Origin of the sequence: Vibrio sp. 10N.286.52.F8, assembly GCF_041468745.1 — a bacterium.
GTDB lineage: Bacteria > Pseudomonadota > Gammaproteobacteria > Enterobacterales > Vibrionaceae > Vibrio > Vibrio crassostreae_C.
On sequence record NZ_JBFRJF010000033.1, the window covers coordinates 119927 to 146764 of the forward strand.

The window sequence follows — 26838 nt, forward strand, 5'->3', positions numbered from 1 at the left end:
AAAAAATCAATCTTTAATCCCCATTATATTCCGTGGGGTTTTGGTGAATTTGCTCATATTTTCTGCTAGACTCGCCATCCAATTTTTCTCATATAGAAGATGCAGCCATGCCTTGGATTCAAATCAAGCTTAATGCTACCAATGAAAATGCCGAACAAATCGGCGACATGTTAATGGAAGAGACTGGTGCTCTTTCTGTAACTTTCCTGGATGCACAAGATACCCCTGTATTTGAGCCTCTGCCAGGCGAAACTCGCCTTTGGGGTGATACTGACATTCTCGCGCTTTACGACGCTGAGACTGATACTGGTGTCGTTCTAGCGCAGATTAAAGCAAGCAACATGTTCCCTGCAGACTTTGCTCATAAAGTAGAGCAAATTGAAGACAAGGATTGGGAGCGTGAATGGATGGACAACTTCCACCCAATGAAGTTTGGTGAGCGTTTATGGATCTGCCCTAGCTGGCGCGATATCCCTGAACCTGACGCTGTTAACGTAATGCTAGACCCTGGCCTTGCATTTGGTACAGGTACTCACCCGACAACGGCATTGTGTCTTGAGTGGCTTGAAGGCTTAGACCTTGCAGGCAAAACCGTGATCGACTTCGGTTGTGGCTCAGGCATCCTAGCGATCGCTGCGATCAAACTAGGCGCAGCAAAAGTTATCGGGATCGACATTGATCCTCAAGCTCTGCTTGCATCAAAAGACAACGCACAACGCAATGGCGTTGCTGAGCAACTAGAGGTGTTCTTGCCACAAGATCAACCGGAAGGTTTGCTAGCAGACGTTGTTGTTGCCAACATTCTTGCGGGTCCATTACGCGACCTTTCTGGCATCATCAAGGGCCTAGTTAAGCCAAATGGTGTACTTGCGATGTCGGGTGTTTTAGATACACAAGCAGAAGATGTTGCCACTTATTATCGTGATGAGCTTCACATTGATCCGATCATCGAACAACAAGAATGGTGTCGAATCTCAGGTCGCAAGCAAGGCTAGACAAGACTTTGGGCGCTAATTGACTGAAATTTAAACAAATTACAAAAACAAATTGTAAATGCTCAAATATTAGTCTTTTCACGCAGCGAAAAAATGCGTAAAATGCGCGCCCTTGCTGGTACAGAACTGTGATGACATTTTTGAAAATCGGAAATTATCAACTTAAGAACAATCTAATCGTCGCTCCTATGGCTGGCGTAACGGATAGACCATTCCGTGAGTTGTGTCTTCGCTACGGTGCGGGGATGGCAGTCAGTGAAATGATGTCCTCCAATCCGAAAGTTTGGAAAACGTCAAAGTCTCAGCAGCGTATGGTACATGAAGGCGAATCGGGCATTCGTTCAGTACAAATCGCTGGTGCAGATCCACAGCTTATGGCCGAGGCTGCTCAATTTAATGTCGATAACGGTGCGCAAATCATCGATATCAACATGGGTTGTCCAGCCAAAAAAGTGAATAAGAAGCTTGCGGGCTCAGCCTTACTGCAGCATCCAGAACTCATTGAAGACATTCTGAAAGCGGTGGTAAATGCTGTCGACGTTCCAGTAACGTTGAAAACGCGCACAGGCTGGGATACAGACAATAGAAACTGTGTCCAAATCGCGAAAATAGCCGAAGACTGCGGCATACAAGCTCTTGCGCTCCATGGAAGAACTCGCGCTTGTATGTACAAAGGTGAGGCAGAATACAAACACATTAAAGCAGCGAAACAAGCAGTATCTATTCCGGTTATCGCTAACGGTGATATCGATAGTCCGGAAAAAGCGAAGTTTGTGCTGGAGTACACCGGCGCTGATGCTTTAATGATAGGTCGACCTGCCCAAGGACGTCCTTGGATTTTTAACGAAATCCTACACTATTTGGAAAACGGCACCACGATGGACCCACTCCCGATTTCGGAAGTGAAAGACATCATGCTTGGTCATGTGCACGCTCTACATGAATTTTATGGAGAGTTTTTAGGCCCTCGCATCGCTCGTAAGCATGTGGGTTGGTATCTAAAAGAACATGAACAAGCGAGTGAGTTTCGCCGTACCTTCAACGCATTCGAAGCAGGTGATCTGCAGCTTGAAGCGCTAGAAGGTTTTTTTGATAACGTTGCACCATAATTACGAGAAGAGCTAGACCGAATATGTTCGAACAAAATCTGACTTCAGAAGCATTGACAGTAACTACAGTTACATCACAAGACCAAATCACGCAGAAGCCACTACGTGACTCAGTTAAAGCATCATTGAAAAATTACCTTGCTCAATTAAACGGTCAAGAAGTCAGCGAGTTATACGAATTAGTATTAGCTGAAGTTGAACAGCCACTACTAGACACTATCATGCAGTACACTCGCGGTAACCAAACTCGCGCAGCAACCATGATGGGTATTAACCGCGGTACTCTTCGCAAGAAACTTAAAAAATACGGCATGAACTAATCGTTCTTTCGTAATTTATTGAATTGAAAGCCAAGCTCATTGTTGAGTTTGGCTTTTTTTTGGCTTGTCGATCCGTGATAGTCGCTGATTACTCTCCAGTGCGACAGCAGCGACCTTTGTCGACGTTTGCTGAGTCCAAGGCTGCTAGAATCGAACAATGGCTTGCATCATCGTCTACGTGACCACAACACGCATCATTAATCTTTTTAAGTGCGGTGCGAATCTTAGTTAACTCGGTAATCTTCTCATCAATCATCTCTAGCTTTGCTGAGGTAATCGACTTCACTTCAGCGCAACTGTGCTGTGTGGCCTCGAGGCGAATCTCAAGCAATTCTTTAATCTCGTCCAAACTCAGCCCCAACGCTTTAGATTTGAGAATAAACGTCACCTGTTTCTGGTTATTTTCATCATATAGGCGATAACCCGAGTCACTGCGACTGGCTGGCGCGATCAGGTTATTCTTCTCATAAAATCGCAAGGTATCGGCTGTCACACCGCATCGCTTCGCTAATTCACCGATCTGAAACATGTTTTTTCCTACTGTTTCGTCCATTCCACAATTAACCTTATCGTTACTTTTCAGGCTGAAATGGCACTTTTCATAATTAATTTTGAGATGCCAAACGATTGCGCGAGCTTTTTTGTAATAAATTAGTTAGAATCTGCGCCATCAAATTTGGAGTTGGTTATCTTATAGCTTAATCATAAGACTAACCCAAAAGGTCTTTACCAAAACTGGCCAATATTTTATCTCTTACTGGTATCTAAGATAATCCACGCTAAGAAGATAGAAACAAGTTCTTTTTTGGCAAATATCTTTATTTTAACCCCATGAATTTGAGGAAGATGGAAGCATGAATAACGCTCGTCCAATTCGCCGCGCTCTAATCAGCGTATCAGACAAAACTGGTATCGTTGAATTTGCACAAGCTCTTGCTAACCGTGGTGTAGATATCCTATCTACCGGTGGCACTGCTCGCCTGCTTGCTGAAAAAGGCATCTCTGTTACAGAAGTATCTGACTACACTGGTTTCCCAGAAATGATGGATGGCCGTGTTAAGACTCTGCACCCAAAAGTTCATGGTGGTGTTCTAGGCCGTCGTGGCCAAGATGATGACGTGATGGAAACTCACGGTATCAACCCTATCGATATGGTTGTTGTAAACCTATACCCATTCGCAGAAACCGTTGCTAAAGAAGGTTGTACCCTTGCTGATGCTGTTGAGAACATCGACATCGGCGGCCCTACAATGGTTCGCTCTGCAGCGAAAAACCACAAAGACGTAACGATCGTTGTTAACGCACACGACTACGAGCGCGTTGTCGCTGAAATGGACACGAACGATAAATCTCTAACACTAGAGACTCGCTTCGACCTCGCTATCGCAGCATTCGAGCACACCGCTTCTTACGACGGCATGATCGCAAACTACTTCGGCACTATGGTTCCATCTTACGGTGAGAACAAAGAAGGTGACGAACCTTCTCCTGAAAACAAGAGCAAATTCCCTCGCACGTTCAACCAACAGTTCGAGAAAAAGCAAGACATGCGCTACGGTGAGAACAGCCACCAGGCAGCCGCATTCTACGTTGAAGCAAACCCTGAAGAAGCATCAGTTTCTACAGCTCGCCAGATTCAAGGTAAAGCCCTTTCTTACAACAACATCGCTGACACCGACGCAGCACTTGAGTGTGTGAAAGAGTTCGACCAGCCAGCATGTGTGATCGTTAAGCACGCTAACCCATGTGGTGTTGCACTAGGTGAAGACATCCTAGAAGCTTACGACCGTGCATTCAAAACAGACCCAACTTCTGCATTTGGCGGCATCATCGCTTTCAACCGTGAGCTAGACGCTGCAACAGCAACGGCTATCACTGAGCGTCAATTCGTTGAAGTTATCATTGCACCATCAGTTTCTGCTGAAGCAGTAGCAATCGTAGCGGCTAAGAAAAACCTTCGCCTACTTGAGTGTGGTGAGTGGACAACGAAGACAACTGGCTTTGACGTTAAACGCGTTAACGGTGGTTTGCTAGTTCAAGACCGCGACCAAGGCATGGTGTCTGAAGATGACCTTAAAGTGGTTTCTAAGCGCCAACCTACAGCTGAAGAATTGAAAGATGCTCTATTCTGCTGGAAAGTAGCGAAATACGTTAAATCTAACGCTATCGTTTACTCGAAAGGCGACATGACAATTGGTGTTGGCGCTGGCCAAATGAGCCGCGTTTACTCTGCGAAAATCGCAGGCATCAAAGCTGCAGACGAAGGTCTACAGGTTGAAGGCTGTGTGATGGCATCAGATGCATTCTTCCCATTCCGTGACGGTATCGACGCGGCTGCAGAGGCTGGCATCAAGTGTGTTATCCAACCGGGCGGCTCTATGCGTGATGACGAAGTTATCGCAGCAGCAGACGAACACGGCATGGCGATGATCTTTACGGGCATGCGTCACTTCCGCCACTAATCAGAATAGGCTCTAGGTTTTCCTAGAGCCTTTTTTATTCGTTTAACCGTTCATTAATGTTGGCGTTTTACTCATCAACGTTAATAGAAATTTTAATTTTTAGAGCAAAATCAGATTGCCTAGTTCAAGGAAAACACGCGGAGCTTATGACTATAAGTGAGCATGTTTGACGCCGAAATAGGTAATCTGATGAAGCTATCAAAGGTAAAATAAAATGAATGTATTAATTATTGGTGCTGGCGGTCGTGAGCATGCACTAGGTTGGAAAGCAGCACAAAACCCAAACGTTGAAACAGTATTCATCGCTCCAGGTAACGCAGGTACTGCACTTGAGCCAAAACTAGAGAACGTAAACATCGGCGTTGAAGACATCGCTGGTTTAGTCGCGTTTGCTCAAGATAAAAAAATCGAACTGACTATCGTGGGCCCTGAAGCACCATTGGTTATCGGTGTGGTTGATGCATTCCGCGAAGTAGGTTTGCCAATCTTCGGCCCTACTCAAGCTGCAGCACAGCTTGAAGGCTCTAAAGCATTCACTAAAGACTTCCTAGCTCGTCATGATATCCCAACAGGTTACTACTCAAACTTCACTGAGATTGAGCCAGCTATCGCTTACGTTCGCGAGCAAGGCGCTCCTATCGTAGTGAAAGCTGACGGTCTTGCGGCAGGTAAAGGCGTTATCGTTGCGATGACCCTTGAAGAAGCAGAAGACGCAATCAAAGACATGCTAGCGGGCAACGCCTTTGGCGAAGCAGGCAGTCGCGTTGTTATCGAAGAGTTCCTCGAAGGCGAAGAAGCAAGCTTCATCGTAATGGTTGACGGCTCTAGCGTGCTTCCTATGGCCACCAGCCAAGATCACAAACGTGTTGGCGACAAAGACACTGGGCCAAACACGGGCGGCATGGGTGCTTACTCTCCTGCGCCGGTTGTAACTCCAGAAATCCACAACCGTATCCTTGAGGAAGTTATCTACCCAACGGTACGTGGTATGGACGCAGAAGGCGCACCTTACACAGGTTTCCTTTACGCTGGCCTAATGATCGATGCTGACGGCACGCCTAAAGTTATCGAATACAACTGCCGCTTTGGCGACCCTGAAACGCAACCTATCATGATGCGTATGGAGTCAGACCTTGTTGAACTTTGCCTAATGGCTATCGACGAGAAGCTCGACGAAGCAGAATCGAAGTGGGATCCACGCGCTTCTATCGGTGTTGTTCTTGCGGCTGGCGGTTACCCTGCTGACTACGCAAAAGGTGACGTTATTTCACTACCAACAAGCGAAGTTGAAGGCCAAAAGGTTTTCCACGCGGGTACGACAAATAATGAAGCTGGCGACGTTGTGACAAACGGCGGTCGTGTACTTTGTGCAACAGCACTGGGCAATACGGTTTCTGAGGCTCAAGAGCGCGCTTACGCGTTGACGAAGCAAGTTAGCTGGAATGGTATGTTCCACCGCAATGATATTGGTTACCGTGCGATTGCGCGCGAACAAGAGCAGTAAACAATCTTGTTGCTCGCTTACTTTCCAATAACAGTAAGCAAATGACAGCAAGTGAATAACAGAAAAAGGCGCCTCAATAGGCGCCTTTTATTATCTCATTTACACAAGAATCTGTATTTGTACAGACAAATAGGCACTTGGCCTACAGTAGGCCAAATACTCTCAATCCTTTGATTACTCGCTATTCTTTCAACAATGATGGCCTAACGACACAATCATGGCTGTCTTCAGCCAGCATCAGTAACTCTTCCACGCTCATCTTACCGAGTAAGTCACTGCCAAGAAACGCCGCATAGCTTTCCACAGACGCCAATCGGTCAATCACGAAGCTTGGCAAGGTCTGGTTAAATTCAATGCGATCAAACTCACCACCAGCGCACGTTTTAAAAGAGCTGCCATTCCAGTAACCCTGAATCAGCCTAAGCCCTTCATCATGCTGCTTCGTTGTGGTCTCTAGAACCGACGTCGCTTCTTTCTGATAGTTTTCAAGCTGCTTGGCTTGGATAGGTAAGATTTTGCTATCAATACGATACTGTTGATACACAGCTTCGCCTGACTTATTGAAACGCACATGGACTCGATAGGGAACCAGCTCATTAGAAGAGTTACGCTGCTCGCCTTCACGAATGAATTCACGAAGCACGCCTTCTGACCAAGCATAATCAGTTTGGTACCAGCCGTAATCGCCGACAGTGACGTAGTCAGCTGAAGTATGAGGTTGTGTTAGCTTGTTTGTAACCCAGTAGAAACTCGTCGCGTCGCCCATGACTTGGCCGCCAGTGTGAGTTTCAAATTGCTCTAGGTTTTTGCGAGGGCTTGTTGAAGAACAGCCAATAAGAAATGTAGATAATAGTGAAACGAGAAGAAATGCTTTTTTCATAAAAACCTGTACCGAGGTGGAATACGACTACCTCGGTACAGTTTAGATTATTTCACTGAATCTTTCAGCGCTTTACCTGCAACAAATGCTGGAACATTTGCAGCAGCGATTTGGATCTCATCACCAGTTTTTGGGTTACGACCAGTGCGAGCTGCACGGTGGTTTACTTTAAAAGTACCAAAACCAATTAGCTGAACTTGATCGCCATCTTTAAGAGCATCTGTAACACCGCCAAGAGTCGCTTCTAGAGCAGCTTTAGCTTGTGCTTTAGAAAGGTCCGCTTTTTCAGCAATAAAGTCGATTAATTGAGTCTTGTTCATTTTAGGTTTCCCTTCTTTGTATTTTTGAATTCAATTCACTCTAAAACATAAATGCCCCATCTGGCAAAGGTTTGTCGTCGATCTTTAGCTCTAATGCCGTAGTTTTAGCCATAATATGAGTAATAACTCACAATTTGTTACTGATTTTATTAAGCAAGCCCTTGTTTAAAAGGGGCTGAGAGCAAAATTAATGATGACCTAGCCACTACTTTTTCACTATAATCCACGCTGAATCGCTGCTAAAGCGTACAATTTAATTTAAGGGCAAACATGCTGCTGCTATCTATTTACGTCTCCATTGCTATTGGAGTTTCTTTCATTTGTTCTGTTTTGGAAGCTGTACTTTTGAGTATTAGTCCGAGCTACATTGCTCAACTAAAACAAAATGGGCACCCTGCAGCAGAGTCTTTAGACAAACTGAAAACAGATATTGACCGCCCGCTTGCGTCAATTTTAACGCTCAACACCATCGCCCATACTATCGGTGCTGCGACAGCAGGTGCACAAGCGGCTGTCGTTTTTGGTAGCCAATGGTTAGGTGTCTTCTCTGCCGTGCTAACGCTAGGTATCTTGGTATTATCTGAGATTGTTCCAAAAACCATTGGTGCAACCTACTGGCGTCAACTTGCTCCTGCTTCGGCAAGCGTGCTTCGTTGGATGGTGTTCTTCCTAACACCGTTTGTATGGTTCTCAGAACAGATCACCAAACGTCTTGCTCGTGGCCACCAAGCACCAAAAATGCGTGATGAGCTATCTGCAATGGCGATTTTGGCAAAAGAGAGTGGTGAATTTGCAGAAGGCGAGTCAAAAATCCTGAGCAACCTACTGGGTATTCAAGATGTACCCGTGACTCAGGTAATGACGCCGCGCCCAGTGGTATTCCGTGTTGATGCGGAAATGAGTGTGAATACGTTCCTAGAACAACATAAAGACACGCCATTCTCACGTCCGCTGGTTTACAGCGAGCAGAGTGACAACATCATCGGTTTTGTTCACCGCTTAGAGCTGTTTAGATTGCAGCAAGCCGGTTGTGGTGAGAAAGCTTTGGGTGAAGTAATGCGCCCTATCCACGTGTTGCTGAACAACATGGGCTTGGCTAAGGCCTTTGACCAGATGATGGCAAACCGCCTGCAACTGTCTTTAGTTGTGGACGAATACGGCACTATTCAGGGCATCATCACCCTAGAAGACATCTTTGAGCACCTAGTGGGCGAAGAGATTGTCGACGAAGCGGATAAGACGACTGACATGCAAGAACTGGCGTTCCAACGCTGGGAGAAGTGGAAAGAGACACACGGTGTTATCGAAAACCGCGATGACGAGGACGAGGAAGAAACTCCAGCAGACAACGACTCTTCAGATGCAAAATCAACGAATGACGACGACGCATCAAAAGATAAGGCATCAAAAGACAAAGTGTAGAACGAAGACAAAAAAGACGCTTAATCTAAATTTGATACCGTCAGATACAACAAAGGCTCCCTAGGGAGCCTTTGTTTTTATTCGTACCTTGGTGCAATTGCGAATTATAGCGCAACACCAATGTTACTGACTGGGTCTTCACGCAGTTCGTGGCGTAGGTCTTTGATCAACTCTAAGTCACGCTCAGTCGTTTCACGTAAAGGTCGGAAAATGGCCCACTGAACGTCCCACTCTTCACATACCGCTTCGTTTTCTTTCTGGTTTTCGTTCGTCACTTCTTCAGCGCCTTGAGCAAACTCAAGCTCAGCAACCGTCTTCACCGATTGTTGACTCACTTTAATTACCGCTTCCAACATATGTTCACGGTCAAGCAGACCATGAATTAGCGTTGCTAGGCCTTGGCATGCGTCCATTGCTGGGTAAACACCATAAAAATCAAAATCATCACCGCTAGGGAATAGCTCTTCAACCTTCTCAAGTTGACGCTCAAAGTTCACCTTTGCTGTTTTAACCGTCAGGATTTCCCAAATGCTATCCAAAACATCACGATAGATTCGAGCTTCCGCAAATTCTGTATTCTCACAAAACATGGCATAGTTAGGGTACATACGCTCACATAGACACGCCATAAAGGTAATTTGTTGCCAAGGTTCTAACTTTTCAAGACGAACCTGCAGTGGATTCTGAAGCATAGTCACTCAATAATTGCAGAAAAAGACAGCGAAAGTGTACTTGATAAACCCTGGGGGGAAAAGGTAAGCCGATGAACAATTTTACGAATAAGCTCTATATTCTTACTGAGCATGACGATACCTATACGCAACTGATTCTAAACCAGGATTTACCCGACCTAGAAATCACTCAAAACCCCAAATCAGCACAGATTGTCTTGGCGTCACCACCTCTAATCGCAGAGCGCCTCGGCGAGTTTAAAGAGCTAGACTGGGTACAGAGTACCTATGCCGGAATCAATAAACTCACTCAGCCAGATCTGCGTCAGGACTATACGCTAACCAACGTCAAAGGCATCTTTGGTCCGGCTATCGCAGAATACGTATTGGGTTACACAATCAGTCACTGTAGACACTTCCCTCATTACCACCAGCATCAACAACAACGAAACTGGCAGCCACAGCTTTATACTAGCCTAACTGACAAAACTATGGTGATTTTAGGAACAGGTTCAATCGGCAGTCATTTGGCAAAAACCGCGGCGGCTTTTGGTATTCATACCATAGGTGTCAACCGTACCGGCATCCCATCCAAACAAGAAACCTTTAAAGAGACTTTCCACATCAATGAGATAGAGGCTGCCCTTAAGCAGGCCGATATTGTGGTCAACACCTTGCCATCAACCGCTGAAACCTATCAGCTGTTGAACCAAACCACGTTAGGTTACTGCTCTAATGTGTTGCTGTTTAATGTCGGTCGAGGGGAAAGCATCGACAATAAAGCCTTGTTGCTCGCCATAAAAAACAGATGGGTAGAACACGCATTTTTAGATGTGTTTGAAAGTGAACCCCTCTCTCAGGAATATCCTTTCTGGAAACTACCGCAAGTCACCATCACTCCACACATCGCTGCACTCAGTGAGCCAAGACAAGTAGTCGAGATCTTCGCAGAGAATTACAAACAGTGGCGAGATGGCTTTACACTTAATCATGTCATCGATTTTGATAAAGGTTACTGATGTCCTCTTCGTTACTTAAAGAGATTCGACAATGCCGAGCTTGTGAGCCTCACCTATCACACGGTGCTAACCCGGTGATTCAAGCACATCCAAACGCGCGCTTGCTGATCATAGGTCAAGCGCCGGGTATCAAGGTGCATGAGTCGTCGATCCCTTGGAATGACGCGAGTGGCGAACGATTAAGAGGATGGTTAGGGATAGATAGCGATACTTTTTACGACGAGCAAAAAGTCGCGATTGTGCCTATGGGGTTTTGTTATCCGGGGAAAGGGAAAAGTGGTGATCTTCCACCACGCAAAGAGTGCGCGGAACTTTGGCATAACAAAGTGCTGCAATCTCTACCCAATATTCAAATGACACTGCTGATTGGCCAGTACGCACAAAACCATTACCTAACAAACAAAACCACCAGCGCATTGACCGAAACCGTGCGTGATTGGCAAAGGTGGGCGCCTGAGTTTTTGCCATTACCCCACCCTTCGCCACGCAATAATATCTGGCTCAAGAAGAACCCTTGGTTTGAAAATGAAGTCATTCCTTATATCAGGAAACACATCTCTGAGCATTTGGCCTACCATGATCCAAATACCTAATTAACTGCACACAACAAGATTAAACCGCCATCAATTGCCAATTTCAGGCAATAAAAAAGCGCTGTTGGTTTCCCAACAGCGCTTTCAATAATCTTACTCAGAATTACTTGTGGTAAGGCTTAGACAATTCGTGAACAGCGTCAACGAATACACCAGCGTTCTCTGGCGGTACATCTAAGTGGATACCGTGGCCTAGGTTAAATACATGACCTGTACCACCGTCGCCGAAGCCTTCAAGGATGCTGCCCACTTCTTCGCGAATACGTTCAGGCTGAGCGTAAAGCATTGAAGGATCCATGTTACCTTGCAGAGCAACTTTGTCGCCGATGCGAGCTTTTGCATCTGCGATGTTGATTGTCCAGTCTAGACCAACCGCATCACAACCTGTTGCTGCGATAGACTCAAGCCACATGCCACCGTTCTTAGTGAACAGAGTAACCGGTACTCGACGACCTTCGTTTTCACGGATTAGGCCATCAACGATTTTGTGCATGTATTGCAGTGAGAATAGGTTGTAGTCACGAGGAGTCAGTACACCACCCCATGTATCAAATACCATTACCGATTGAGCACCCGCTTTAATTTGCGCGTTCAAGTATTCGATAACACTGTCAGCCAGCTTGTCTAGAAGCAGGTGCAGCGTTTGTGGTTCTGCGTACATCATCTTCTTGATCTTAGTGAATGCTTTAGAGCTTCCACCTTCAACCATGTATGTCGCTAGAGTCCATGGGCTACCAGAGAAACCAATCAGTGGCACTTCGCCTTTCAGGTCTTTACGGATCTGACGAACGGCATTCATTACGTATTGAAGCTCGCCTTCTGGATCAGGTAGGCCAATCTTCTCTACGTCAGCTTTACACGTGATAGGACGCTCAAACTTAGGACCTTCACCTGTTTCAAAGTACAAACCTAAGCCCATTGCATCAGGGATAGTTAGGATGTCTGAGAACAAGATTGCCGCATCAAGCGGGAAACGACGTAAAGGTTGAAGTGTTACTTCTGATGCCAGTTCCGCGTTTTTGCACAAAGACATGAAATCGCCCGCTTCAGCGCGCGTTGCTTTGTATTCAGGAAGATAGCGGCCAGCTTGGCGCATCATCCATACCGGTGTGTAATCAACAGGCTGTTTTAAAAGTGCGCGTAAATAGCGATCGTTTTTTAATTCGGTCATTCCGTTAAATTCCAATTCAATCTTGTCTAGTTTTGATGGCAAGTATTCTAACACTGATTGAAGGGTAAAAGCTTTGTGCTTTGCAACCTAGATCAAGTTATTAACTTTTAAATCAATGCTTAATTTGCACCCAATTACGGGAGCATGTTAAAAATTTGTTCGCTAGCGAAAATTACAATTATAACATCTGAGTAGTCACTACTCAGCATCTCATAACGACATCTTACTTACCCCCTCCACTTGTGGAGGGTTTTTTTTAGCTTTTGATCACCCATAGGCCAAATACTATCACAGGCAAATTAGTGCTCTAGTATCTGCTCAGTCACACCATCTTTCATCACGTCATCAACGGTTTTCTCAATCAACTGTCTCGCAATGGTTCCAACAGGAGCAACATCAGGCAGGCTTGTTACGTCAAACCATTGAGCATCCGATAGCTCGCTGTAGTCAGGCTTGAGCGTACCACCAGCATAATCTGCGAGAAAGCCCATCATCATACTCGATGGAAACGCCCATGGCTGGCTGCCAAAATAACGAATATTATCGACATCGATACCCGTTTCTTCTTTGACTTCTCTTGCCACACACTGCTCTAAGGTCTCTCCGACCTCTAGGAAGCCCGCTATCACGGTATACATACCTGTCTTATGTCTTGGGTGCTGCGCAAGCAATATCTTGTTGTCGTTTCGTACAGCGACAATGATGCACGGGAAGATACGAGGATAATGAAGTGTGCGGCAATCTCCACACTGCATCGCCACCTGGTTATGGTTGAGATGATTTCGACCACCACACTGAGGGCAAAAACGCATACTTTGAGTCATATGCCCATATTGGATGGCTTTGCTTGCAGTCAAGAAACTCACTTCAGGCCAGTGCAGTAACTCTCTTAGGCTGACCATGCTCAGCTCATTCTCCACATCACAATCGTTGAGCCAATACACCTTGCGACCTTGATGCTGACCAATACAGATTGCATGCTCCACACTCAGCCCAAGCTCTTCAGCAGAGCCAAACGGAAACTGATCATTATTAACCCAAATATCACTACCAGAAACGACGCACCAATAAGCTTGCTCTGTCATTTTGTTATCACTTTTTTTTAACATCCCTATGCCTCATTGCTTGCAGTTCGTTCATTTTACTGGCAATCTAATTTCATACTAGAGTTGTAGCAGAGAATATTTCAAGCTATTACTTTTAGTAGCTACCAATAAAACGGACCCTGCTTAGGCAATTACTTGATCACAAGGTTGTGATCAGATCATGAGGACATGGTCATGCTAAATAAATTCAAACAAATACAAGAACAATGGGGTGGCTCTAATGAGGTCATCGATCATTGGCTCGAAACTCGACAGTCTCTAATCGTTGAGTATTGTAAGCTAGGTGCCTTGCAGCCAGCTAGCAACGGGCAATCAAACGTTGTTGAACTCCCTTCCCCTAAAGAAATAAGCTCATTCTGTGATCATGTTGTCGATTATATCTCAGAGGGTCATTTTAAGATCTACGATATGGTCATGAAAAAATGGCAAGCAACAGGCTTTAAAACCAATGACGAGATTGATACAACTTACGCGAAGATCGTACTTACAACCGAGCCGCTTCTAGAATTCAATGATAAGTACGTTAAAGTAAATGCAGACGATGAGTTGCCTAACTTCGAAGGAGATATGTCCAAAGTAGGTGAACTACTCGAACTACGTTTTGAAGTAGAAGATAATCTTATCCAGCTTATTGCAGACAGTTTAGCGATTCCACCAGGCGCATAGTTAGCCGAATCCTTAATAAGCTTGCCTCTGTGCAAGCTTTTTGTTTTGTCTGTAAGGTTATCCAAACTACCCAGAACCTTTCAGACAGAGCTTACTCGCTCGCCCTGACCTTTAGCCATAAGCATATGGTTACAGCCCTAATCAGCCTAGTGATCTCTACCCTTTATCTTACTGGCCTCAAAGAGCACTCTTCAGGACATAAATCCAACCTCACCAGCTAGATAAGCACACCTATCACTTTATAAGTCATAGCTAAATACCAATACGCCAGATACAAAAAAGGCACCCGAAGGTGCCTTTTTCTTATCTCTTAGAGACTACTCGTAGAGCTTACTCTTCTGAAGAGAAACCAGCGTTTAGAAGTGCTGCTAGATTGTCAGTAGCTTGTTCAGCTGAAGGACCTTCTTGCTCTTCTTCACGTTGTTTTTGACGCTCTTGGTGGTATGCGAAACCAGTACCAGCTGGGATCAGACGACCAACAATTACGTTCTCTTTCAGACCGCGAAGGTCATCACGCTTACCAGAAACCGCAGCTTCTGTTAGTACGCGAGTCGTTTCTTGGAACGATGCAGCTGAGATGAATGACTCAGTTGCAAGAGATGCTTTAGTAATACCTAGTAGATCACGTTCGAAACGTACTAGTTCTTTACCTTCAGCTTCTAGCTTACGGTTAGCAATCTTAACATTGTGGTACTCAACTTGTTCGCCAGGTAGGAACGGAGAGTCACCAGAATGAGTGATTGTACACTTACGTAGCATTTGACGAACGATAGTCTCGATGTGCTTATCGTTAATCTTTACGCCTTGTAAGCGGTAAACTTCTTGAACTTCGTTCGCGATGTACTGAGTTACTGCGTGGATACCACGTAGACGCAGGATATCGTGTGGAGTTTCAGGACCGTCGGCGATTACATCACCACGTTCAATCTTCTCACCTTCGAACACGTTCAATTGACGATGCTTAGGAATCATCTCTTCGTAAGCGTCACCGCCTTCACGAGTGATTACTAGACGACGCTTACCTTTCGTTTCTTTACCGAAAGACACAGTACCTGTGTGCTCAGCAAGGATCGCAGGCTCTTTAGGCTTACGAGCTTCGAATAGGTCAGCTACGCGTGGTAGACCACCGGTGATATCTTTGTTTCCGCTCGATTTTTGAGGGATACGAGATAGTGTGTCACCGATGCCAACTTCAGCGCCATCTTCGATGTTTACAATCGCTTTGCCAGGTAGGAAGTAGTGAGCTGGCATATCAGTACCAGGGATCATTACGTCGTTACCTTGCTCATCAACAAGTTTGATAGCTGGACGCATATCTTTACCTGCTGCTGGGCGAGCTGCTGCGTCTGTAACTTCACTTGAAGAAAGACCCGTTAGATCGTCAGTTTGACGAGAAACTGTAATACCATCGATCATATCTACGAATTGGATACGACCTGCCACTTCAGTGATGATTGGCATGGTATGCGCTTCCCAGTTAGCTACAACTTCACCAGCAGTAACTGCTGCGTTGTCGCCTTTGGTTAGCATCGAACCGTAAGGAAGTTTGTGCTTCTCTTTAGTACGGCCGAATTCATCAATAATCGTCATCTCAGATGCACGAGAAGTGATAACCAGTTTCTTATCTTTGTTAACTACGAACTTAGCATTGTGAAGTTTCACAGTACCAGTTGTCTTAGCTTGGATGCTGTTCTCTGCTGCTGCAGTAGATGCCGCACCACCGATGTGGAACGTACGCATCGTTAGCTGTGTACCCGGTTCACCGATAGATTGTGCAGCGATAACACCAACTGCTTCACCTTGGTTCACTAGGTGACCACGTGCTAGGTCACGACCGTAACACTGTGCACAACAACCGAAGTCTGCATCACAGGTAACAACAGAGCGCACTTTCATGCTATCTACTGAGTTGTCTTCCATGATTTGACACCACTTCTCATCAATCAGAGTATTACGTGGAATCAGTACATCTTCAGTACCAGGCTTAAGAACGTCTTCAGCTACTACACGACCTAGAGCAAGCTCAGAAAGTGCAACTTTAACGTCACCACCTTCGATGTGAGGCATCATGTCGATACCTTCATGCGTGCCACAGTCATGTTCGTGTACTACAACGTCTTGAGCAACGTCTACTAGACGACGAGTTAGGTAACCCGAGTTTGCTGTTTTCAGTGCTGTATCCGCAAGACCCTTACGAGCACCGTGCGTTGAGATAAAGTACTGAAGGACGTTTAGACCTTCTTTAAAGTTCGCTGTGATCGGCGTTTCGATGATTGAACCATCTGGACGCGCCATCAGACCACGCATACCTGCTAGCTGACGAATCTGAGCTGCAGAACCACGTGCGCCCGAGTCGGCCATCATGTAGATGCTGTTGAACGATTCTTGCTGTTCTTCTTCGCCGTCACGGTTGATAACTGTTTCAGAAGATAGGTTATCCATCATTGCTTTCGCAACGCGGTCATTCGTAGATGCCCAGATATCGATAACTTTGTTGTAACGCTCACCCGCAGTAACAAGACCAGATTGGAATTGCTCTTGGATTTCGCGAACTTCTTCTTCAGCAGATTCAATTTCATCGTATTTCGCTTGAGGTACAACCATATCGTCGATACCTACAGAAACACCAGAAAGTGCAGCGTATGCAAAACCTGCGTACATGATTTGGTCAGCAAATACTACTGTATCTTTTAGACCAAGCTTACGGTAACACTCGTTAAGAAGAGTAGAGATCTGCTTCTTACCTAACTTTTGGTTAACGATGCTGTACGGTAGGCCAGCTGGAACGATTTGCCATAGCATTGCACGGCCGACAGTTGTATCAACCATCTTCGTTTCAGTAGTGCTGTTACCATCTTCGTCTACTACAGTTTCGGTGATACGTACTTTAACGCGAGCGTGTAGCTCAGCAGTCTTAGTACGGTATGCCTTTTCAGCCTCAGCAGGGCCAGCAAGGTACATACCTTCGCCTTTCACGTTGATCTTGTCACGTGTCATGTAGTAAAGACCCAATACAACGTCCTGAGAAGGTACGATGATCGGATCACCTGACGCTGGCGACAGAATGTTATTCGTCGACATCATCAGTGTACGTGCTTCAAGCTGTGCTTCTAGAGTTAGAGGCACGTGTACCGCCATTTGGTCACCATCGAAGTCGGCGTTGTATGCCGCACACACTAGTGGGTGAAGCTGAATCGCTTTACCTTCGATTAGTACTGGTTCAAACGCTTGGATACCTAGACGGTGAAGTGTAGGTGCACGGTTAAGCAGTACTGGGTGTTCGCGGATTACTTCGTCCAGGATATCCCAAACGATAGCTTCTTCGCGCTCTACCATCTTCTTAGCAGCTTTGATTGTCGTAGCCATGCCACGAGTTTCTAGCTTGCTGTAGATGAACGGCTTAAATAGCTCAAGTGCCATCTTCTTAGGAAGACCACACTGATGTAGACGAAGGTATGGACCTACTGTGATTACAGAACGGCCAGAGTAGTCTACACGTTTACCTAGAAGGTTCTGACGGAAACGACCTTGTTTACCCTTGATCATATCAGCAAGAGATTTCAGAGGACGCTTGTTAGAACCAGTGATAGCACGACCACGACGACCGTTATCTAGAAGTGCATCAACAGACTCTTGCAGCATACGCTTTTCGTTACGTACGATGATGTCCGGAGCAGCTAGCTCTAGAAGGCGCTTCAAACGGTTGTTACGGTTGATCACACGACGGTAAAGGTCGTTCAGATCTGAAGTCGCAAAACGACCGCCATCTAGTGGTACTAGAGGACGTAGATCTGGCGGCAGAACCGGAAGTACAGTCAGAATCATCCATTGCGGATCGTTACCCGATGCAATGAACGCTTCAACTAGCTTCAGGCGCTTAGTAACTTTTTTACGCTTAGTTTCTGAGTTAGTCGTTTCTAACTCTTCGCGCATTTCTTCCACTTCTTGATGAAGGTCCATTGTTGCAAGCAGATCTTTGATCGCTTCAGCACCCATCTTAGCAGTAAATTCGTCACCCCACTCTTCTAGACGATCCAGATACTCTTCTTCAGTAAGCATCTGAGATTTTTCTAGATCAGTCATACCTGGTTCAGTTACTACGTACATCTCGAAGTAAAGAACACGTTCGATATCACGTAGAGGGATATCCATTAGTAGACCGATACGAGACGGCAGTGATTTTAGGAACCAGATGTGAGCAACTGGTGAAGCTAGCTCGATGTGGCCCATGCGGTCACGACGAACTTTAGTTTGTGTAACTTCAACGCCACACTTCTCACAGATAACACCACGGTGCTTCAGGCGCTTGTATTTGCCACAAAGACATTCGTAGTCTTTAACTGGACCAAAAATACGTGCACAGAACAGACCATCACGTTCAGGTTTGAACGTACGATAGTTAATTGTTTCCGGCTTTTTAACTTCACCAAAAGACCATGAACGGATCATGTCTGGTGAAGATAGACCGATTTTGATTGCATCAAATTCTTCGGTCTTATGCTGTGCTTTTAGAAAGTTTAATAAGTCTTTCACATTCAGCTCCTGTAAGGAGTTAAAGGAGCTCACTGCTGTAGCAAGCTCCCTTTTACCAAATAATCCTATCTTCTTTTAAAAAGAAGGAGGGATTACTCTTCGTCTTCTAGCTCGATGTTGATACCTAGCGAGCGAATCTCTTTCAACAGTACGTTGAACGACTCAGGCATACCAGGTTCCATGCTATGGTTACCGTCTACGATGTTCTTATACATCTTAGTACGGCCGTTAACGTCATCTGACTTAACTGTTAGCATTTCTTGTAGAGTATATGCAGCACCGTATGCTTCTAGTGCCCATACTTCCATCTCACCGAAACGCTGACCACCGAACTGAGCTTTACCACCAAGTGGTTGCTGAGTTACTAGGCTGTAAGAACCAGTTGAACGAGCATGCATCTTGTCATCAACCAAGTGGTTCAGTTTCAGCATGTACATGTAACCAACAGTTACAGGACGCTCAAACGAATCACCAGTACGACCATCAAACAGTTTAAGCTGACCAGATTCTGGCAGATCACCCAGTTTAAGTAGTTCTTTGATTAGAGACTCAGAAGCACCGTCGAACACAGGAGTAGCAATCGGTAGACCGCCACGTAGGTTCTTGATCAGTGTACGAACTTGATCATCAGACAGTTCAGCAATATCAACTTTCTGACGAGTATCACCAAGATCGTAAACCTTCTGTAGGAACTCACGGAACTTATGCAGTTCTTGTTGTTCCTTAACCATTTGGTTGATCTTGTCACCGATACCTTTCGCAGCCAAACCTAAGTGAACTTCTAGGATCTGACCGATGTTCATACGCGATGGTACACCCAGCGGGTTAAGTACGATGTCTACAGGCTGACCTTTCTCATCGTATGGCATGTCTTCAACAGGGTTAATCTTAGAGATTACACCTTTGTTACCGTGACGACCGGCCATCTTATCACCAGGCTGGATACGACGTTTAACCGCTAGGTAAACTTTAACAATCTTAAGAACGCCAGGCGCTAGATCATCACCTTGAGTGATTTTACGACGCTTAGTTTCAAACTTCTTATCGAAGTCTGCTTTTAGCTCATCCCACTGCTCAGCAAGTTGCTCAAGCTGTGTTTGTAGCGCATCGTCTTCTAGAACTTGCTCTAGCCATTGCTTACGACCGATAGTATCAAGCTTAGCTTCAGAGTAACCACCAGACAGAAGTACAGCTTTAACACGGTTAAGAAGGCCACCCTCAAGAATTTGGAACTCTTCAGTTAGGTCTTTCTTAGCTTCTTTAAGCTGCATCTGTTCGATTTCAAGTGCACGCTTGTCTTTCTCTACGCCATCGCGAGTGAAGACTTGTACATCGATGATAGTACCCGAAACAGAGTTTGGTACACGTAGAGAAGTATCTTTAACATCAGATGCTTTCTCACCGAAGATAGCACGTAGTAGCTTCTCTTCAGGAGTCAGTTGAGTTTCACCTTTAGGGGTTACTTTACCAACTAGGATGTCGCCACCCTTAACTTCAGCACCAATGTAAACGATACCTGACTCGTCTAGTTTAGACAGAGCAGACTCACCTACGTTTGGAATATCAGCTGTGATCTCTTCAGAACCCAGCTTAGTATCACGAGCCACACAAGATAGTTCTTGGATGTGGATTGTCGTGAAACGGTCTTCTTGAACTACGCGCTCAGATACTAAGATCGAGTCTTCGAAGTTGTAACCGTTCCAAGGCATGAATGCGATACGCATGTTTTGGCCAAGAGCTAGTTCACCAAGGTCTGTTGAAGGACCATCAGCAAGAACATCGCCACGTGCAACTGGTTCACCAGGAAGTACAGTTGGACGTTGGTTAATACATGTGTTTTGGTTCGAACGCGTGTACTTAGTTAGGTTGTAGATATCGATACCAGCTTCGCCAGGTACCAATTCATCTTCGTTAACCTTAACTACGATACGAGAAGCGTCTACAGACTGAACTTGACCACCACGTTTAGCAACCGCTGTAACACCAGAGTCAACTGCGATGTTACGTTCGATACCAGTACCTACTAGAGGCTTATCAGCCTTAAGTGTTGGTACAGCTTGACGTTGCATGTTGGCACCCATCAATGCACGGTTCGCATCATCGTGTTCTAGGAACGGGATAAGCGAAGCAGCGATAGATACTACTTGGTTTGTCGCAACGTCCATGTAGTCAACGTGATCGCGTGGGTGAAGACCAGATTCACCTTTTTGACGAGCTGTGATTAGCTCATCTGCAAACGTACCTTCTTCAGTAAGAATGGTGTTTGCTTGCGCGATTACGAATTGACCTTCCTGGATTGCAGACAGGTAATCAACTTCTTCTGTTACTACACCATCTACTACACGACGGTACGGAGTTTCTAGGAAACCGTAATCGTTACAACGTGCAAACGCAGATAGTGAGTTAATTAGACCGATGTTTGGACCTTCAGGCGTTTCGATCGGACATAGACGACCGTAGTGAGTTACGTGAACGTCACGTACTTCGAAGCCTGCGCGCTCACGAGTAAGACCACCAGGACCTAAAGCAGAGATACGACGTTTGTGCGTAACTTCTGACAATGGGTTGTTTTGGTCCATGAACTGTGAAAGCTGTGAAGAGCCAAAGAATTCTTTAACTGCAGCAGAGATCGGCTTAGCGTTGATAAGATCTTGAGGCATGATTGCATCAAGGTCACCAAGGCTTAGGCGCTCTTTAACGGCACGTTCTACACGAACTAGACCAACACGGAATTGGTTTTCTGCCATTTCACCTACAGAACGGATACGACGGTTGCCAAGGTGGTCGATATCGTCCACTTCACCAATACCGTTACGGATACCAATCAGTTTCTTCATCACTTCGATGATGTCTGATTCATCCAGAGTACCGCGCTCTTCTTCTTCTTCACGCTCGATAGAGCTGTTGAACTTCATACGGCCTACAGTTGATAGGTCGTAACGTTCTTCAGAGAAGAATAGGCTTTCGAATAGAGACTCTGCAGCTTCTTTCGTTGGTGGCTCGCCAGGACGCATCATGCGGTAGATTTCTACCAATGCAGAGATGCGATCTACTGTGCTATCTGCACGTAGAGTGTCTGACATGAATGGACCGTGATCTAGGTCATTCGTGAACAGAGTTTGTAGAGACTTGTGACCTGCTTGAGACAGGTTAGCAAGTGCTTCTAGGCTAATCTCTTGGTTCGCGCCAACGATGATCTCGCCAGTTGCTTCATTGATGTAATCTTTAGATGCAACTTTACCAACGATGTACTCTACTGGTACTTCGATGTGCTCAACGCCATCTTTTTCAAGTTGACGGATATGACGAGCAGTAACACGACGACCAGTCTCAACGTAAGTTTTTCCGTTTGCTTCGATGTCGAATGACGCAGTTTCACCACGTAGACGATCAGGAACCAACTCCATAAGAAGAGTTTGGTCTTTAACTTCGAAGTTCACCTTGTCGAAGAACAGATCTAGGATCTCTTCAGTCGATTTACCAAGTGCACGAAGAATAATCGATGCTGGTAGCTTACGACGACGGTCGATACGTACGAATAAGTTATCCTTAGGATCGAACTCAAAGTCTAACCATGAGCCACGGTAAGGAATTACACGTGCGTTATAAAGAACTTTACCTGATGAGTGGGTCTTACCCTTATCACTGTCGAAGAACACGCCTGGGCTTCGGTGCAGCTGGGATACGATAACCCTCTCGGTACCATTAATTACGAAAGTACCATTGTCTGTCATAAGCGGAATTTCGCCCATGTAGACTTCTTGTTCTTTAATGTCTTTTACAGTACCTGCTGGTGCATCTCGATCAAAGATAACTAGACGTAGTTTTACGCGTAGTGGCTTTGAGTAAGTAACACCGCGGATTTGACATTCTTTAACGTCAAAAACTGGCTCACCAAGACGGTAGCTAACGTATTGCAGCTCAGAATTGCCGTTGTAGCTCTGAATTGGAAATACAGAACGGAAAGCAGCTTCAAGACCGTATTGACCTTCTGGATCCTGTTCGATGAATTTGTCGAAAGAATCAAGCTGGATCGATAACAGGTATGGAATGTCCAAAACTTGTGGACGAGTACCAAAATCCTTACGGATGCGCTTTTTCTCGGTATAAGAGTAAACCATGGGGTTCCTCAGCTCGCTGATAAGTGACCCAAACCACCCAAAACACTCTTCAGAGGGGGTGGTGACAAACAGCTGTTTAGTGGTAGTGAACAATCATTTCGAAAAAATGACTGTTTTTTTGCTCGGATTATGACGGTTAAACAGCGGAAATTTCGTCATAGCCCTACAGCGCAAAAAGGCCGGTGGTTAATAAACCACCAGCCATTAGCCTTGCGGCTATGAAATTAAGTAATAATTACTTGATTTCAACAGAAGCGCCAGCTTCTTCTAGCTGTGCTTTAAGAGCTTCAGCTTCAGCTTTGTCAACGCCTTCTTTAAGCGCTGCAGGAGCTGAGTCTACAAGACCTTTAGCTTCTTTAAGACCTAGGCCAGTTGCGCCACGTACAGCTTTGATAACTTGTACTTTGTTAGCGCCAGCAGCAGTTAGGATTACGTCGAATTCAGTTTGCTCAGCAGCAGCGTCGCCGCCAGCTGCGCCACCAGCTACAACTGCAGCTGCAGCTGAAACGCCGAATTTCTCTTCCATAGCTTCGATAAGCTCAACAACTTGCATTACAGACATTTCTGCAACTGCGTCTAGGATTTGCTCGTTAGTAATAGACATAACAATTCTCTTTTAAGTCAACAATAAGTTTAATTTGCAACCAGTGAAAAGCAAGGCTTAAGCCGCTGCTTCTTCTTTTTGGTCACGTAGTGCAGCGATAGTACGAACCAGCTTGCCAGCAGAAGCTTCTTTCATGCACATCATTAGGCGTGCGATAGCTTCGTCGTAAGTTGGTAGTGTCGCTAGTACTTCAGCATCAGTAACTGCGCCTTCAAATGCAGCAGCTTTGATCTCGAAATCTTTGTTCTCTTTAGCGAAGTCTTTGAAAAGACGCGCTGCAGCACCTGGGTGCTCGTTAGAGAACGCGATCAGAGTTGGACCAGTGAAAGTGTCTACTAGACACTCGTAGTCTGTACCCTGAACCGCACGGCGTGCTAGTGTGTTACGAACAACTTTCATGTAAACACCCGCTTCGCGAGCTTGTTTACGTAGAGAAGTCATTGCGCCAACTTCAACGCCACGAGAATCAGCTACAACTGCAGAAAGTGCACCACTGGCAGCTTCGTTGACTTCAGCAACAATTGCTTTTTTGTCTTGAAGATTTAAAGCCATTTGGATTAACCTCTGGTTGTGATTACAGCACCCAATACAAAATGTATTGAGCGTTTACGATGTTATTTAAAAATGAATAAATCCACTTCAAACCACAACATCGCCTACGTAGGTTTTATTAAGCTATCAATAATCTAATGAAAATCGACAGCGCCTACGGTCTTGGGATAGATGATTTCAAATTGCTTTAAAACCACCCAACCACAAATATTAGGCGCAGAAGTATACACTAAATCTGCGCCTAAGCAAATTAGTTTGCTTGAGTATCAAGACTAGCTTGATCAACAGCAACACCAGCACCCATCGTAGTAGAGATGCTTACTTTCTTCAGGTAAGTACCCTTAGCTGAAGAAGGCTTAGCTTTCTTAAGAGCAACTAGAAGTGCTTCTAGGTTCTCTTGAAGCTGGCTAGCTTCGAAAGATGCTTTACCGATAGTAGTGTGGATGATGCCGTTCTTGTCGTTACGGTAACGAACCTGACCAGCTTTAGCGTTCTTAACCGCTTCAGCAACGTTAGGAGTTACAGTACCAACTTTAGGGTTTGGCATAAGGCCGCGTGGACCTAGGATTGTACCTAGTTGACCAACAACACGCATTGCATCTGGAGAAGCAACAACTACGTCGAAGTTCATTTCGCCTTTTTTCACTTGCTCAGCAAGATCTTCCATACCAACGATATCTGCGCCAGCAGCTTTAGCAGCTTCTGCGTTTGCACCTTGAGTGAAAACAGCAACGCGGATGTCACGGCCAGTACCGTGAGGTAGCACAGTTGCGCCACGAACGTTTTGGTCAGATTTACGAGCATCGATGCCTAGGTTAACAGCAACGTCTACAGACTCAACGAATTTAGCAGTCGCTAGTTCTTTTAGAAGAGCAACAGCTTCGTTGATTTCGTATTCTTTAGTTGAGTCAACTTTGTCGCGGATTACGCGCATACGCTTAGTAAGTTTAGCCATGATCTTATCCCTCTACCACTAGGCCCATTGAACGAGCAGTACCAGCAATAGAACGTTTCATTGCTTCGATGTCAGCACCAGTCATATCAGCAGCTTTAGTTTCTGCGATTTCCTGAACTTGAGCGTCAGTAACAGTACCAACTTTCTCAGTGTTTGGACGACCTGAACCAGACTTAACGCCAGCAGCTTTCTTAAGAAGAACAGCAGCAGGTGGAGTCTTAGTTACGAACGTGAAAGAACGGTCGTTGTAAACAGTAATAACTACTGGAGTAGGTAGACCTTTCTCAACAGATTCTGTTTTTGCGTTGAACGCTTTACAGAATTCCATGATGTTCACGCCGTGTTGACCTAGAGCAGGACCAACCGGTGGACTTGGGTTTGCCATACCAGCTGCAACTTGCAGTTTGATATAAGCTTCAACTTTCTTAGCCATGATATTTCCTAATATTTTGGGTACATGCGCTAGCCGCAAGGCGAGCTCCCCATAAATTCAATTAACTCTTTTTCACTTCCACAGAAGCAAAAAGGCGCGAAATTATAATCATAATTCGCGCCTTTAACAACCCTAAAAAGGTGATTTTTTATACTCTTTTATTTTGAACAACTTATGAAGTATTTATCCACAGCTTGTTCAAAACTTAGAGTTTTAGTCCAGTTTTTCAACCTGACCAAATTCAAGCTCAACCGGTGTTGCACGACCAAAGATCGATACAGATACCTTAATGCGGCTTTTCTCGTAATCTACTTCTTCAACAGTACCGTTGAAGTCAGCAAATGGACCATCGTTCACACGAACCACTTCACCCGCTTCGAACATTGTCTTAGGACGTGGAGACTCGCTCGCTTTCTCTAGACGGTTCAAGATAGCATCAGCTTCTTTATCAGTGATTGGTGCAGGACGATCAGAGGTACCACCAATGAAGCCCATAACACGCGGAATGCTGCGTACTAAGTGCCATGATTCATCATTCATGATCATTTGAACTAATACGTAGCCAGGGAAGAATTTACGTTCACTTTTACGGCGTTGGCCTGCACGCATTTCCACTACTTCTTCAGTAGGTACTAGCACATCGCCAAATAGTTCTTCCATGTTGTGCATTTTAATATGCTCGCGTAGCGACTGTGCAACACGACCTTCAAAGCCAGAAAAGGCTTGAACTACATACCAACGTTTTTTTGGAGCTTCACTCATGAATCAGAACCCTCTACACCCCAGTTGCTAGAGAAACTAGACGGACCATAATGCCGTCAATTCCCCAAAGCACTAGAGACATAACAATACATACAGCTAAAACGATCAATGTAGTTTGCATAGTTTCTTGGCGAGTAGGCCAAACAACTTTACGAATCTCCATACGAGATTCTTTTGCAAAATCGATCGCAGCTTTACCTTTAGTTGTTGTTGCTGCAACGCCTAGTGCGGCAGCAATCAGCACAACTACACCTGCAGCGCGAATTACAACAGACAATTCACCATACAGGTAATTACCCACAACAGCAGCAGCCAACAGAACAAAAGCGACAATCCACTTCATTGTATCTGCTGCACCTGAGCTATCAGGAGTTTCAGCGTTTGCTTTCATAAAACCAACCTGTGATAAGTCTTAAATATAGACGACAATAACCCCGCTGTTGCAGGGCACATTCCTTTGCGTTGCAAAACAACACATCTAACAGTCATTTTAGTCAAAAAGACCGTTTAATTCTTTGCTAAGAGCAAAAATCGATGTCAAAACATCCAACTCTTTTTTTAGCGCAGAAAAAGGGCATCAAATGATGCCCTTTTTACTAGTGGTTCGTCAAATCTTATGCAAAGATTTTAGCTACAACAC

Annotated in this window: 23 protein-coding genes; 9 read left to right on the forward strand and 14 right to left on the reverse strand. The window is 45.2% G+C overall.

Annotated elements, in window-relative coordinates:
- Positions 1–107 precede the first annotated feature (107 nt).
- The 3 genes from prmA (at position 108) to fis (ending at position 2424) form a co-directional block, all read left to right on the forward strand.
- A complete protein-coding gene (gene prmA / locus AB4133_RS16375; protein ID WP_017055901.1) occupies positions 108–995 on the forward strand; it encodes a 50S ribosomal protein L11 methyltransferase in 888 nt (295 codons plus the stop codon).
- 140 nt (positions 996–1135) lie between these two features.
- Positions 1136–2104: a tRNA dihydrouridine synthase DusB gene (dusB, locus tag AB4133_RS16380; protein WP_032546269.1), complete on the forward strand. Its 969-nt coding sequence runs from the start codon at positions 1136–1138 to the stop codon at positions 2102–2104.
- Between the two features lie 23 nt (positions 2105–2127).
- Positions 2128–2424, forward strand: a complete 297-nt coding sequence (fis, locus tag AB4133_RS16385; RefSeq protein WP_004729744.1) for a DNA-binding transcriptional regulator Fis — start codon at positions 2128–2130, stop codon at positions 2422–2424.
- A gap of 88 nt (positions 2425–2512) precedes the next feature.
- Here fis and zntR read toward each other — a convergent pair whose 3' ends face one another.
- Entirely contained in the window at positions 2513–2953 is a 441-nt protein-coding gene (gene zntR, locus AB4133_RS16390; RefSeq protein ID WP_017062704.1) for a Zn(2+)-responsive transcriptional regulator, read from the reverse strand.
- Positions 2954–3278: 325 nt separating this feature from the next.
- On the opposite strand from zntR, the gene purH reads away from it, so the two are divergent.
- On the forward strand, positions 3279–4886 hold the full coding sequence (gene purH, locus AB4133_RS16395; RefSeq protein WP_017062703.1) for a bifunctional phosphoribosylaminoimidazolecarboxamide formyltransferase/IMP cyclohydrolase: 1608 nt from the start codon (positions 3279–3281) through the stop codon (positions 4884–4886).
- Between the two features lie 214 nt (positions 4887–5100).
- Positions 5101–6390, forward strand: a complete 1290-nt coding sequence (gene purD, locus AB4133_RS16400) for a phosphoribosylamine--glycine ligase (RefSeq protein WP_017062702.1) — start codon at positions 5101–5103, stop codon at positions 6388–6390.
- 181 nt (positions 6391–6571) lie between these two features.
- Here the strand turns inward: purD and AB4133_RS16405 are convergent, their stop codons facing one another.
- Together AB4133_RS16405 and hupA are read right to left on the reverse strand one after the other, a co-directional pair.
- Positions 6572–7270, reverse strand: a complete 699-nt coding sequence (locus AB4133_RS16405; protein ID WP_372225045.1) for a DUF1481 domain-containing protein — start codon at positions 7268–7270, stop codon at positions 6572–6574.
- A 47-nt stretch (positions 7271–7317) separates the two neighbouring features.
- A complete protein-coding gene (hupA, locus tag AB4133_RS16410; RefSeq protein WP_004729753.1) occupies positions 7318–7590 on the reverse strand; it encodes a nucleoid-associated protein HU-alpha in 273 nt (90 codons plus the stop codon).
- Positions 7591–7860: 270 nt separating this feature from the next.
- Between hupA and AB4133_RS16415 the strand changes: the two genes are divergently transcribed.
- Entirely contained in the window at positions 7861–9012 is a 1152-nt protein-coding gene (locus AB4133_RS16415) for a CNNM domain-containing protein (RefSeq protein ID WP_017062700.1), read from the forward strand.
- 104 nt (positions 9013–9116) lie between these two features.
- Here AB4133_RS16415 and AB4133_RS16420 read toward each other — a convergent pair whose 3' ends face one another.
- Entirely contained in the window at positions 9117–9704 is a 588-nt protein-coding gene (locus tag AB4133_RS16420) for a YjaG family protein (protein ID WP_017062699.1), read from the reverse strand.
- A 71-nt stretch (positions 9705–9775) separates the two neighbouring features.
- On the opposite strand from AB4133_RS16420, the gene AB4133_RS16425 reads away from it, so the two are divergent.
- Complete coding sequence (locus AB4133_RS16425) at positions 9776–10702, forward strand: D-2-hydroxyacid dehydrogenase (RefSeq protein WP_372225047.1); 927 nt, start codon at positions 9776–9778, stop codon at positions 10700–10702.
- Complete coding sequence (locus AB4133_RS16430) at positions 10702–11295, forward strand: uracil-DNA glycosylase family protein (protein ID WP_372225049.1); 594 nt, start codon at positions 10702–10704, stop codon at positions 11293–11295. The genes AB4133_RS16425 and AB4133_RS16430 overlap by 1 nt, the downstream gene beginning before the upstream one ends.
- A 103-nt stretch (positions 11296–11398) precedes the next feature.
- Here the strand turns inward: AB4133_RS16430 and hemE are convergent, their stop codons facing one another.
- Both hemE and nudC read right to left on the reverse strand, forming a co-directional pair.
- Positions 11399–12466, reverse strand: a complete 1068-nt coding sequence (gene hemE, locus AB4133_RS16435) for a uroporphyrinogen decarboxylase (RefSeq protein ID WP_017060530.1) — start codon at positions 12464–12466, stop codon at positions 11399–11401.
- A gap of 299 nt (positions 12467–12765) precedes the next feature.
- Positions 12766–13575 carry an NAD(+) diphosphatase gene (gene nudC / locus AB4133_RS16440; RefSeq protein ID WP_017060529.1) on the reverse strand — a complete coding sequence of 270 codons (810 nt, stop codon included), beginning with the start codon at positions 13573–13575 and terminating at the stop codon, positions 12766–12768.
- A gap of 165 nt (positions 13576–13740) precedes the next feature.
- Here nudC and AB4133_RS16445 point away from each other — a divergent pair, with 165 nt between their 5' ends.
- Positions 13741–14238 carry an Rsd/AlgQ family anti-sigma factor gene (locus AB4133_RS16445; RefSeq protein WP_032546263.1) on the forward strand — a complete coding sequence of 166 codons (498 nt, stop codon included), beginning with the start codon at positions 13741–13743 and terminating at the stop codon, positions 14236–14238.
- A gap of 330 nt (positions 14239–14568) precedes the next feature.
- Here AB4133_RS16445 and rpoC read toward each other — a convergent pair whose 3' ends face one another.
- The 8 genes from rpoC to secE all read right to left on the reverse strand — a co-directional run bounded on the left by rpoC (position 14569) and on the right by secE (position 26589).
- Complete coding sequence (rpoC, locus tag AB4133_RS16450) at positions 14569–18771, reverse strand: DNA-directed RNA polymerase subunit beta' (protein WP_017060527.1); 4203 nt, start codon at positions 18769–18771, stop codon at positions 14569–14571.
- Between the two features lie 92 nt (positions 18772–18863).
- Positions 18864–22892 carry a DNA-directed RNA polymerase subunit beta gene (gene rpoB / locus AB4133_RS16455; protein ID WP_017065638.1) on the reverse strand — a complete coding sequence of 1343 codons (4029 nt, stop codon included), beginning with the start codon at positions 22890–22892 and terminating at the stop codon, positions 18864–18866.
- A gap of 235 nt (positions 22893–23127) precedes the next feature.
- A complete protein-coding gene (gene rplL, locus AB4133_RS16460) occupies positions 23128–23496 on the reverse strand; it encodes a 50S ribosomal protein L7/L12 (RefSeq protein WP_017060525.1) in 369 nt (122 codons plus the stop codon).
- A gap of 57 nt (positions 23497–23553) precedes the next feature.
- Positions 23554–24048: a 50S ribosomal protein L10 gene (gene rplJ, locus AB4133_RS16465; RefSeq protein WP_017060524.1), complete on the reverse strand. Its 495-nt coding sequence runs from the start codon at positions 24046–24048 to the stop codon at positions 23554–23556.
- 250 nt (positions 24049–24298) lie between these two features.
- Positions 24299–25003, reverse strand: coding sequence for a 50S ribosomal protein L1 (rplA, locus tag AB4133_RS16470; protein WP_017068866.1), 705 nt, complete (start codon positions 25001–25003; stop codon positions 24299–24301).
- 4 nt (positions 25004–25007) lie between these two features.
- Positions 25008–25436 carry a 50S ribosomal protein L11 gene (rplK, locus tag AB4133_RS16475; RefSeq protein WP_010435555.1) on the reverse strand — a complete coding sequence of 143 codons (429 nt, stop codon included), beginning with the start codon at positions 25434–25436 and terminating at the stop codon, positions 25008–25010.
- A 213-nt stretch (positions 25437–25649) separates the two neighbouring features.
- Positions 25650–26198: a transcription termination/antitermination protein NusG gene (gene nusG / locus AB4133_RS16480; RefSeq protein ID WP_010435556.1), complete on the reverse strand. Its 549-nt coding sequence runs from the start codon at positions 26196–26198 to the stop codon at positions 25650–25652.
- Between the two features lie 13 nt (positions 26199–26211).
- A complete protein-coding gene (gene secE, locus AB4133_RS16485) occupies positions 26212–26589 on the reverse strand; it encodes a preprotein translocase subunit SecE (RefSeq protein ID WP_010435558.1) in 378 nt (125 codons plus the stop codon).
- Positions 26590–26838 lie beyond the last annotated feature (249 nt).

Coding starts and splice junctions, on each gene's coding strand:
- prmA (WP_017055901.1), top strand. CDS start 108: ATGCCTTGGATTCAAATCAAGCTTAATGCTACCAATGAAAATGCCGAA.
- fis (WP_004729744.1), top strand. CDS start 2,128: ATGTTCGAACAAAATCTGACTTCAGAAGCATTGACAGTAACTACAGTT.
- zntR (WP_017062704.1), bottom strand. CDS start 2,953: ATGTTTCAGATCGGTGAATTAGCGAAGCGATGCGGTGTGACAGCCGAT.
- purH (WP_017062703.1), top strand. CDS start 3,279: ATGAATAACGCTCGTCCAATTCGCCGCGCTCTAATCAGCGTATCAGAC.
- purD (WP_017062702.1), top strand. CDS start 5,101: ATGAATGTATTAATTATTGGTGCTGGCGGTCGTGAGCATGCACTAGGT.
- AB4133_RS16405 (WP_372225045.1), bottom strand. CDS start 7,270: ATGAAAAAAGCATTTCTTCTCGTTTCACTATTATCTACATTTCTTATT.
- hupA (WP_004729753.1), bottom strand. CDS start 7,590: ATGAACAAGACTCAATTAATCGACTTTATTGCTGAAAAAGCGGACCTT.
- AB4133_RS16415 (WP_017062700.1), top strand. CDS start 7,861: ATGCTGCTGCTATCTATTTACGTCTCCATTGCTATTGGAGTTTCTTTC.
- AB4133_RS16420 (WP_017062699.1), bottom strand. CDS start 9,704: ATGCTTCAGAATCCACTGCAGGTTCGTCTTGAAAAGTTAGAACCTTGG.
- AB4133_RS16425 (WP_372225047.1), top strand. CDS start 9,776: ATGAACAATTTTACGAATAAGCTCTATATTCTTACTGAGCATGACGAT.
- AB4133_RS16430 (WP_372225049.1), top strand. CDS start 10,702: ATGTCCTCTTCGTTACTTAAAGAGATTCGACAATGCCGAGCTTGTGAG.
- hemE (WP_017060530.1), bottom strand. CDS start 12,466: ATGACCGAATTAAAAAACGATCGCTATTTACGCGCACTTTTAAAACAG.
- nudC (WP_017060529.1), bottom strand. CDS start 13,575: ATGTTAAAAAAAAGTGATAACAAAATGACAGAGCAAGCTTATTGGTGC.
- AB4133_RS16445 (WP_032546263.1), top strand. CDS start 13,741: ATGGTCATGCTAAATAAATTCAAACAAATACAAGAACAATGGGGTGGC.
- rpoB (WP_017065638.1), bottom strand. CDS start 22,892: ATGGTTTACTCTTATACCGAGAAAAAGCGCATCCGTAAGGATTTTGGT.
- rplL (WP_017060525.1), bottom strand. CDS start 23,496: ATGTCTATTACTAACGAGCAAATCCTAGACGCAGTTGCAGAAATGTCT.
- rplJ (WP_017060524.1), bottom strand. CDS start 24,048: ATGGCTTTAAATCTTCAAGACAAAAAAGCAATTGTTGCTGAAGTCAAC.
- rplA (WP_017068866.1), bottom strand. CDS start 25,003: ATGGCTAAACTTACTAAGCGTATGCGCGTAATCCGCGACAAAGTTGAC.
- rplK (WP_010435555.1), bottom strand. CDS start 25,436: ATGGCTAAGAAAGTTGAAGCTTATATCAAACTGCAAGTTGCAGCTGGT.
- nusG (WP_010435556.1), bottom strand. CDS start 26,198: ATGAGTGAAGCTCCAAAAAAACGTTGGTATGTAGTTCAAGCCTTTTCT.
- secE (WP_010435558.1), bottom strand. CDS start 26,589: ATGAAAGCAAACGCTGAAACTCCTGATAGCTCAGGTGCAGCAGATACA.